The sequence below is a fragment of the Gallibacterium anatis DSM 16844 = F 149 genome, assembly GCF_000379785.1.
Classification (GTDB): domain Bacteria; phylum Pseudomonadota; class Gammaproteobacteria; order Enterobacterales; family Pasteurellaceae; genus Gallibacterium; species Gallibacterium anatis.
Window position 1 is genome coordinate 1 of record NZ_KB903744.1, and the last position, 9,124, is coordinate 9,124.

Below are 9,124 nucleotides of genomic sequence, written 5' to 3' on the forward strand. Positions count from 1 at the left end.
GTGAGTCATTTATACGATGTGTGAAACAGCATGGTTTGATACAAAGTATGAGTCGCCGAGGAAATTGTTGGGATAATGCACCGATGGAACGCTGGTTTAGAAGTTTTAAGTATGAATGGATGTTAAAAGGCGGTTATTCTTCATTAGATGAAGCCAAGGAAGATATTAAACAGTATGTGTTTTACTATAACAGGGTGAGACCGCATAGCTATAATCAGGGATTACCGCCAGTTTTAGCGAAAAAACCTATTAGGGACTGCTGATTTAGTGGATCACTACAGGCAAAATGGGCAGTTTTTTATTCATATTTCAAAAAGAGGGCTTAAAGCCTTGTGCTATAAGGCTTTAAGCCACTTTTTAGCAACAATTTTGTCTACTATGCCATATTATTTCTATAAAGGATTAAAAAAGGGTTGCTAATAAACTTTCTTATATTCTATTACTTCCCTCCAGCTTCCCATTTAAACCCCCAATGATAATATTCATCACAATCCCTATGTCCTGCATGGAAAGTAACCTCCTTACGAATTGACATCTGATTATTATTAAACTCAATAGAAGCGATAGCACAAAAAGATCTATTATCAGTTTGTTTTCCCATTTCTACCACTACAGGTGGATAGTTTGGAACTTCAACTGTAACAATAGCATCCGACTCACTCCATTTCGCAACGCCATCATAAATAAAACAATATACGATAATACGCTTAAGATCTGGAATTCCTTTAGGATTAACTAAAATATTTTCTCCTTCACTATTAGCCCCACTTCTATCATCCCCACAGTGCCAAATCCAAGGAGCTTGAGTATAACATCCTTGTTTTGTCAACCTATCTCTAGGCCCTCCTCGTCCTTTAGAAAACTGTACACCATCAATCACAGAAGACATTCCATTTTTCAATTCAAAATAGCATCCTAAATCAAGATCTATTTCTTTATTACCTCCGAATAAACTAGAAAACAAACCTTTATTCTGTTGAGCATTCCAATTGAGGTTAATTGTAATTTTTTGATCACTAATTTTAGTTAAATCAATTTTATGAGAATCGCCTTTTTTATCTAAAACTATTTTTGTCAAAGATACTGCCATACATTACCCCACATTAACGCCATATTGTTGGCACAGCGCATACAATCCACCAGAATAACCTTGACCAACGGCTCTAAATTTCCATTCTCCGTTATGGCGATAGATTTCACCAAAAATCATCGCTGTTTCTGTACTGTAATCTTCTGATAAATCAAAACGAACGATTTCTTCATCTGTATCGTGATTAACCAAGCGAACAAACGCATTACTTACTTGTCCAAAATTTTGTCGGCGAGCTTCTGCTTCGTGAATAGTCACAGCGATAAAAAGAGATTTAATATCATTTTGAATTTGATCTAATTTCACAATGATACTTTCATCATCTCCATCACCACCTCCCGTTAGATTATCCCCCGTGTGTTCGACTCCACCGCAAGGCGAATGAACTTGGTTGTAAAAAATAAAATAACTATCTGAAGGGACTTTACCATTCTCTTTAGTCATAAAAATGCTTGCATCTAAATCGAAATTCTGACCATCAGTAGAACGAGCATCCCAGCCTAAACCAACCAACACATTTTTTAAACTTGGATCTGTTTTGCTTAATGAAACGTTTTGTCCTTTTGTTAAAGAAATTGCCATTGTTTACTCCTATTTTGTTTATTAAATTTATTCAAAAAATAACCGCTCTTTACGCTCCAGCTATTTGGACGACAAGTAAACGCCCACCTTCACCTTGCTGCAATAAAATTTGTCCACCTTCTTCCAATTTTACTTTTTCGCCTATTGCAATAAGTTGCTTAGTTTTAATATTGATCATTTGTGGAAAATGTTCATTTACCAACCACCAATCGCCCTGATAAAAACGAAAATAAGCCATTCTTTGAGCATCTGATGCTTTAAGTTTCTCATTTGGAAAAACTCGCGTATCCGCATGCCATTTGTAAAGTCCTTGCCCGTCATACACCATAATACGATGATTATCAGGACGGTAACTTCCATTTGGTGCTGCTGAATAGAGATTTAATACGGGTAATACGCCCTGATGTGATGTGCCACAAAATGGGCATTTCGGTTTAGTCGAATTATCAAAAGCATACCACTTTTGCTCGCATTTCGGATTGCTACATGGCTGCAATAAATCAACAGTCTTGACCAAAGCTTGTTCCCATTCATCAGCCGTTGGCCTTCCCGATGGATTATGCAAATCAGAAATAAAGGCTCGCTCAAATAATGCACTCAGATATGGTCCAGTAATTTTATAAGGAATCTTATCCGTATCTTTCCAAGGCAATTCTGTAGGTCGAAGGTTTTTCACCTTAATACGATTACTTTTATCTGTTGGATGTTCAATAAAAAGCGCTTTTTCCCCCATTGCCAGCTCTTCATCCCGTTGGCTATCATTCATATCAAAGACCTTATCGCCACGAAGAGGATGACGATAAAGCAAATACATATAAATCAATACAGCTAATGCGTGGAGATCTGTTGTGCGACTTGGCAATCTACGTTTAGGATCTGTCTTATCTAGATGCTGAGTTGCAACAACCTCTGGCGCAATGAAATCTGGCGTTCCCACTACTGTTGGAGGATGTTTACCTGGTACAACCAAGCCATCAATATCAATTAAACAAGCCTGCCCTGTTGTCGGATCGATCAAACAGTTTTTATAACCTAAATCACTATGACTTAATCCAGCCATATGCATTCTTCGTACTGCTCTAGCTAGCATCAAACAGACTTTCAGATGCAACATCCAATCCCCCAGTTCTTTAGGATCAAGAAATTTGTTACGATTAGAAGCTGAAGCAAACCATTTACCATCTTTATCTTTGCCTTTAATTTGCAACATATCGTTATTACGACTACCATATTGAAAGAAAAAACAATCTCGATAAAAAGGGCTCACTACACCTAATCGACCTTGATATTCCACTACCGCAGTAGGCCAACAAAATAATTTCTTCAAATATTCGCCGCCCTCTTGCTCAAAAATACGTTTGCGGTATGTTTCCGTGATCATTTCTAAGCGTTCTTTGGTTTCCTGATCCGCTTTTTCACGAAAAAATGCCACTACATAATCTCGATTAGGTGAAAACATTACATCTTTCATTCCACCTTGTGCTTTTACTTCATCTATAAACTCTATCGTTTGACCATTAGTCGCAGTTAAACGGATAATTTGACTCATTGATTTGCTCCTTGAGTATCCATTTTTTGATCGCTAACTTTGGTGAGTGTAATGGTTGTTGTTACGCCATTTGAGGTGATATTTATTGTACGTTCTGCTTCATCTTCAATCTCACTTTCTCCACTTTTTTGTGCTACCTCTTCAGTGCTTATTTGTGCTTGCTTATTTGGTAATAATGCAACCTGATGAGCTTCACTAGAGATATCATTTTGACGTTGATTTACCACCCCATTCCACTCATCTTGTGAAATAAACATTGCTAGCGTTCGATCATCATGTTCACCTTTTGACCAAAAATCTAACCATTGTTCTAAGGCTTTAGCAGGATTTTCAGCTTGTAATGGTATTTTTAATTCGTCCCATAATGCTTGCCACGCCTCAATAGTTTTCAATTTTGCATCCGTTTTAAATTTTGGATCAGAAACACCATCAGTCATCAACATCAAGAGCGGTGGATAATCCTGCAAATCGGTGTGAATTCGAGAAACCAATTTTTTTCCCTCAATCTCGGAATGCGTTAAAAAGACTGTTTCCCCAGAATAGTTACCTGAATCAACTTCCCCCAATAATTTCACTTTTGGAGAGCCCAAATCAACAATAACAGCAGCACCATCACCTACCCAATAGCAAGCTGTAAACCATTGACCATTTTCAAGACGTAAAGTTAACGCTATCAACAAAGTACAAGAAAGTGACTTTAATGGAATGTGTTCTTTTTCTGCTTCAGTTTGTTGCGCTTGAAAAGCAGACTGCACTGCTTGGAACAATAGCCCATTCGCTATTCCTTTTAACTTGTCTGTTTCAAAAGAAGAAGATATTGCCTGATATTTATCATTGTTCGTCAGCTGCTCTAACACCTTTTCTTTTGCAGCTTCTACCGCCAACTTTGAACCTAATCTAGAAAATTCTGCGCTACCAGCGCCATCTGCAACAGCAATAAAATGCACACCGCTTTTTTCGTGAAAAGCAATAGTAAAATCATCATCGCAACATATGCCTTTATGTGCATGAGAACGTCCACGCATCCTAGCCGCCAATAATTTGCCAAAATTTGTTGAGATTTCATCACTTGCACTGTCATCTTTCCAAAAACGTTCATTTTTATTGCTAGGAATGTTATCCCAAAGTTTTCTAGGGTCTGGATTAATCCAAAGCGTCCCTAACGAAGTAGAGCCATCTTCCAATAAAAAAGAAACTTGAATTTCCCCACTTACTGTCGGTATCCCCTCAATCACTTTCTGTTCAGCATTCCAACACAAACCACATTCTTGTGAGAAATGAACATCTTTAATTAAACGATCTGTATTTGGCTTACAAAGATAGGTTTCATCTTGTTTAGCGTTCACAAGTTGAATAGCTGGCATTATTTTTTGTACAACTGTCGATTCTGTTGGCATTATAACTTTCACGTTTTCTATTCCTCGGCGAAAATTGATAAAGGTTTCGCTAACAAGCTTAACTAAAGTGGCATTCTGAGTAGCAAAAGCATCTATGCTTTCTTCATCCATCTCCTCCAGCCAAGATTTAATTTTCTGAATTTGCTCCAATCCACTCATCACTATCCCCTTGCTCGATTAATTTCAAAATCCTCGCCTTCAGAATCAAAACCAAAAAAGCATTCTTGCCCACATTTAGGACAAACTACCTCACCTAATCCATCAATACAAAAAACCTGTCCACAATCACACATTGCAAATGCAAAAGGCGAACCACAATGAGGACAACCACCTCCACCAATTAGTTGTGAAGATTTTACGGTTTGATTATTAGGACGAGGATCTGACCAATCTTCATAATCTTTCTCAAGAGGGTAAGCACCAATATAGTGATATTCTGCATCGCCAAATACTACTTCACCAAAACGCTCCCATTTCATTAAATAAGGCAATTTTACTTTACGGCAAAGGCCAGCAATGATGGCATAATTCTCATCAAGAGCGGTTAATTCTTCAGTATTTTTAGCTAATGAAATTGCACTATTTTCCAAAAGCTCTTTATTGAGAGAAACAGGGATTTCAATACCAAGTGAACGGCTTTGACTACTAATTGAAGTCGCAATAGTTTCGCATAATGCTTGATAAACGCGCTCAATATCTGCATCATCTAAACGATATGTAAGATCGGCTACCTCATTAAGCGTAGATAAATCCGCAAATTTACCAATTCCTATATTGATTAATTTTGCACGATGTTTAAATAATGATTTCCAGCGCTGAATAGCTTTGCTTGTATCATCTGTGCTAGAGCCATCAGACATAAAATAAACCAAAGGTTTCCAATCGCCTTTTTGTTCAGCTGTACTAGGAATAATCTCTTTATCAATGCGATCCATTACGTGATTTAATGCTGTGCCAATAGAGGTACCTGAACCAATAGGCAGACGCGGTAAATAGAAATTTAGCAACTCTGTAAGTGGTGCAAGAGTACCTGCAGCGCCAGCAAAACCGATAACAGAAATATAGACTGACTCTAGCGCATAAGGATCTCGTCTTAATTGGTTAACTAACCGGCTCATTCCTTCCTGCATTTGACGAATGTTCTCACCCGCCATACTTTCAGAAATATCAATCACAAGATAAACAGGTAAACGGCGCATAACTATTCCTTAAAAAACAATATTGATTTCATTTGGGGGAGGTGGCAATGTATTGCTTGCTGATGCACCAACACTCACGCTAGTTTGAGCAACCGAAGCAGAAACCCATTGGAAAAATTGAGCAAAGCTATTTGAATCCATCGTATCTAGCGAAACAACCGTATTGGTGAGTTTCTTAAGTACATTTGGATCTGCTTTGGGACCTGCAGCACAAGCAACAATATTGCCGAAATTCAAGGATTTTATCTGTGGTATAGCATTATTGTATGCCATCACATCTGAAGGTTTGCCATCAGTAAGTAAAATCAAAATAGGTCGCCAATCTCCTTTTTGGTTAATTGAACCTAAAATTTGCTCACTTTGCACCGTATTTACAAGTTCTTCCAACATTTTTCCCAAGAAAGTAGGCCCGCTATCTGGCGTACTAATGATCGGAAGAGTTACATCTTCAAGCGCAGTTAAAGGAAGCACATTTTTGATTTCACTATCAAAGGTGAAAATCGAGAGATAAACACTATCCAGTGCATAAGGATTTTGACGCAACGCCGATAACAGTGATTGTAAACCAACATTTACCGCCTCAATCGGCTCTCCTTTCATTGAACCGGACGTGTCAATACAAATATAAGTGAGAAGTCGTCTAGACATAATTTAATGTTTTTAAGCTAAAGTAATAGACAAAGAAAATTCGTCTAATCGATTTATAGTTTATAGTACGATATTTAATTCCGCTGGCGGCGGAGGCAATTCATTTAAGCCATTAACCTCTTTCTTATTCAAATCCACTTTTTGACTTGAAACAGAAATAGAGGCTGATACCCATTTAAAGAAAGCTTTAATAGAATTTGCATCTACGGTGTCGAGGGAAACTACCGTTTCTGTGATTTGTTTTAACACATTAGTATCAGCCCCTGCGCCAGCAGCACAAGCCACAAACGTGCCTGTTTTAACTTGGCGAATAGCATTGATCCCTTTTTGTAAATCATCTGTTGGCAAACCATCTGAAAGTAAGAATACAACTGGCTTCCAATCCCCCTTCACTTCCGCTGAACCTTTCTGAACTTCTCTGTTGATACAATCCACCAATAAAGTCAACGCCTCCCCCATTGCAGTAACCCCTGAAGCCTGAATATCGGGCATTTGAAAACTCATTAATTCCGTTAACGGTGTAACTTGTTTTGCATCCGTATCAAAAGTAATTACTGATAAATAGGCAGTTTCCAATGCATAAGGATCTTGGCGCAAAGCGGAAACCAACATTTGCAAACCATTGCGTACCGCTTCAATTGCCTCTCCCATCATTGAGCCTGAGGTATCTACTAATAAATAAACAGGTAAACGACGCATAATTCTCTCCTAATTAAGATTTCTGTAATGAAATAGGTTTAGATTGATTGGTTCTTCGTTGCCATTTATCCACGTTATAAATAAGATAAAAAATCTCTATTCCTAGCACAAGTGTCAATACTGTAAGACAGACTTTGGTTAAGTATTTATTTTTTAACATTCTCTCTCCTAGTAACAACTTTGCGTCTTAATGCCATTTTTTCGGTTTAATTCCTGTGCTGCCTCACAAGCTGAACGAGATTGTTTACCTGCACAATTTTGATTAAACCAAGTAATCATATTCTGATGCTGGCTAACTTTATTGTTATAATTATTAACAGAGGTCTGAGAATATTGATTAACATAAGTATTTTGTAATTCTTCTCCCAACCATTTCGCTTGATTATAAATTTCTACACATTTTTCCATTAGTTCATCACTAATTACCGGAATATACCCAGACGTAGAACTTGTTGTCGGCGCTGTATAATGCCTTTTAGCGACTGAAATTACTGAAGAATATTCAGTAGAATCAGAAGAAGAGTTTGTTGTTGAGTGCATATAATGTCGTTTTGCTAAACTTTGCATAGAAAATAGCAAACATACACTTATTACTACTAAATATTGGATTTTCATTACTACCCTTAGCATTACTATAATTAATCAGAATTTTTTTCTGGAAAAATAAAAGAAGCAATAATTCCCAGTGCTAAAATACCGAGTACAATCACCAAGCTCACATTAGGCGAAAGATGAATTCCTGTATCTCCTACAGTATGGTTCCAAGATTGAATTGCCATTTTTATACCAATAAAGAAAAGTAAAAAGATTACTGCTTTTTCTAAATGAACAAGATATTTTGTCAATGCTGCAAGAATAAAATAAAGACTTCTCAACCCTAAAATAGCAAAGATCATCGCAGCGTAAACGAGTAATGGCTCTTGTGTTACCGCTATGACTGCAGGAACAGAATCAAAGGCAAAAGCAACATCAGAAGTTTCAATTGCCATTAAACAAAGAAATGCAGGTGTAATATAATAGGCACCTTTACGAGTTATATTAGATAATTGTTCAGGTAACAGTTTATTGTGCTTCAATAAAAACTTATTGTTAAATAATTTTGTATATACTGGGAATATTTTTCCGCTTAGCTTCACACTCCAGTGATTTGAATAATCTTCAATTTCTTCTTCATCGCTACCACCCTTAAGCATTTTCCAACCGCTCCAAATTACAAAAGCAGCAAAAGCAAAACCTACCCAAGGGCTAGCAGCAAATAAGCCTGTTCCAATTACAACAAAAATAGCTCGAAAAATTAATGCGCCGATAATACCCCAATAAAGAATTCGGTGTTGAAGTTTGCCTATAATGCCAAAAGAAGCAAAAATCGCCATAAATACCATTAAGTTATCAACTGATAAACTCTTTTCTAAAACATATCCAGCCAAATAAAGTCCAGCATATTCGGGACTAAATCTCACCCATAGATAAACATAAAATAATAATGCTAATCCAATCCAAAATAATGACCATAATGAAGCATCTTTCACAGAAATTTCTTTAGAATGACGATGAGCAAAAAGATCTAAATAAACTGATATAGCTATAATAGAAAAGAAAATAATAATAGTCTCAATAGGAAAACCAAATGAAAGCATTAGACAACCCTTTAAAAATAAATCTAAAACTTTCCTATTGTAAAAAAAAAAAAAAAAAAACAAGTCCAAATTTTTATTTTTATAACTCTTAAAAATAGTTAATATCTTATAAATTCATTATATATTATCTAAAAAAATACCGGCATTAAGCCGGTATTTCAGACTGCTGACAAACCTCTAGACATACCTCTAGAGGTTTGATCTAATAGGCATATCGAAAAAAGGAAATGCCTATGCTCAAAAATACACCCTCACTCCAATATGAAATCGAGATGATAAGTCTCGAACAACTCGTTCCAAAAGACCACCTTGTCCGTAAAGTC

The 9,124-nt window shown here is 36.7% G+C and carries 10 protein-coding genes; 1 reads left to right on the top strand and 9 read right to left on the bottom strand.

Features of this window, described 5'->3' with window-relative positions; translation table 11 throughout:
* On the top strand, positions 1-263 hold a 263-nt coding region (locus A3EO_RS0111215; protein ID WP_018347216.1), incomplete at its 5' end, for an integrase core domain-containing protein.
* Between the two features lie 176 nt (positions 264-439).
* Here A3EO_RS0111215 and A3EO_RS0111220 read toward each other — a convergent pair.
* The 9 genes from A3EO_RS0111220 to A3EO_RS0111265 form a co-directional block, all read right to left on the bottom strand.
* Positions 440-1,090 (bottom strand): TerD family protein, encoded by a 651-nt coding sequence (locus A3EO_RS0111220; protein ID WP_013745634.1) that lies wholly within the window; start codon positions 1,088-1,090, stop codon positions 440-442.
* Positions 1,091-1,093: 3 nt separating this feature from the next.
* Entirely contained in the window at positions 1,094-1,672 is a 579-nt protein-coding gene (locus A3EO_RS0111225) for a TerD family protein (RefSeq protein ID WP_018347217.1), read from the bottom strand.
* Positions 1,673-1,721: 49 nt separating this feature from the next.
* A complete protein-coding gene (locus A3EO_RS0111230; RefSeq protein WP_013745636.1) occupies positions 1,722-3,221 on the bottom strand; it encodes a helix-hairpin-helix domain-containing protein in 1,500 nt (499 codons plus the stop codon).
* The gene (locus A3EO_RS0111235) at positions 3,218-4,777 is read right to left on the bottom strand and encodes a PP2C family serine/threonine-protein phosphatase (protein WP_018347218.1); all 1,560 of its coding nucleotides are present in this window, start codon (positions 4,775-4,777) and stop codon (positions 3,218-3,220) included. The genes A3EO_RS0111230 and A3EO_RS0111235 overlap by 4 nt, the downstream gene beginning before the upstream one ends.
* A gap of 2 nt (positions 4,778-4,779) precedes the next feature.
* Positions 4,780-5,817, bottom strand: a complete 1,038-nt coding sequence (locus A3EO_RS0111240; RefSeq protein ID WP_013745638.1) for a TerY-C metal binding domain-containing protein — start codon at positions 5,815-5,817, stop codon at positions 4,780-4,782.
* A gap of 9 nt (positions 5,818-5,826) precedes the next feature.
* Positions 5,827-6,465, bottom strand: coding sequence for a vWA domain-containing protein (locus A3EO_RS0111245; RefSeq protein WP_080638298.1), 639 nt, complete (start codon positions 6,463-6,465; stop codon positions 5,827-5,829).
* A gap of 60 nt (positions 6,466-6,525) precedes the next feature.
* Positions 6,526-7,164, bottom strand: a complete 639-nt coding sequence (locus tag A3EO_RS0111250) for a vWA domain-containing protein (protein WP_018347220.1) — start codon at positions 7,162-7,164, stop codon at positions 6,526-6,528.
* A 168-nt stretch (positions 7,165-7,332) separates the two neighbouring features.
* Positions 7,333-7,779 (bottom strand): hypothetical protein, encoded by a 447-nt coding sequence (locus A3EO_RS0111260; protein ID WP_018347221.1) that lies wholly within the window; start codon positions 7,777-7,779, stop codon positions 7,333-7,335.
* A 23-nt stretch (positions 7,780-7,802) separates the two neighbouring features.
* On the bottom strand, positions 7,803-8,801 hold the full coding sequence (locus A3EO_RS0111265; RefSeq protein ID WP_013745643.1) for a TerC/Alx family metal homeostasis membrane protein: 999 nt from the start codon (positions 8,799-8,801) through the stop codon (positions 7,803-7,805).
* Between the last annotated feature and the right edge of the window lie 323 nt (positions 8,802-9,124).

Coding starts and splice junctions, on each gene's coding strand:
- A3EO_RS0111220 (WP_013745634.1), bottom strand. CDS start 1,090: ATGGCAGTATCTTTGACAAAAATAGTTTTAGATAAAAAAGGCGATTCT.
- A3EO_RS0111225 (WP_018347217.1), bottom strand. CDS start 1,672: ATGGCAATTTCTTTAACAAAAGGACAAAACGTTTCATTAAGCAAAACA.
- A3EO_RS0111230 (WP_013745636.1), bottom strand. CDS start 3,221: ATGAGTCAAATTATCCGTTTAACTGCGACTAATGGTCAAACGATAGAG.
- A3EO_RS0111235 (WP_018347218.1), bottom strand. CDS start 4,777: ATGAGTGGATTGGAGCAAATTCAGAAAATTAAATCTTGGCTGGAGGAG.
- A3EO_RS0111240 (WP_013745638.1), bottom strand. CDS start 5,817: ATGCGCCGTTTACCTGTTTATCTTGTGATTGATATTTCTGAAAGTATG.
- A3EO_RS0111245 (WP_080638298.1), bottom strand. CDS start 6,465: ATGTCTAGACGACTTCTCACTTATATTTGTATTGACACGTCCGGTTCA.
- A3EO_RS0111250 (WP_018347220.1), bottom strand. CDS start 7,164: ATGCGTCGTTTACCTGTTTATTTATTAGTAGATACCTCAGGCTCAATG.
- A3EO_RS0111260 (WP_018347221.1), bottom strand. CDS start 7,779: ATGAAAATCCAATATTTAGTAGTAATAAGTGTATGTTTGCTATTTTCT.
- A3EO_RS0111265 (WP_013745643.1), bottom strand. CDS start 8,801: ATGCTTTCATTTGGTTTTCCTATTGAGACTATTATTATTTTCTTTTCT.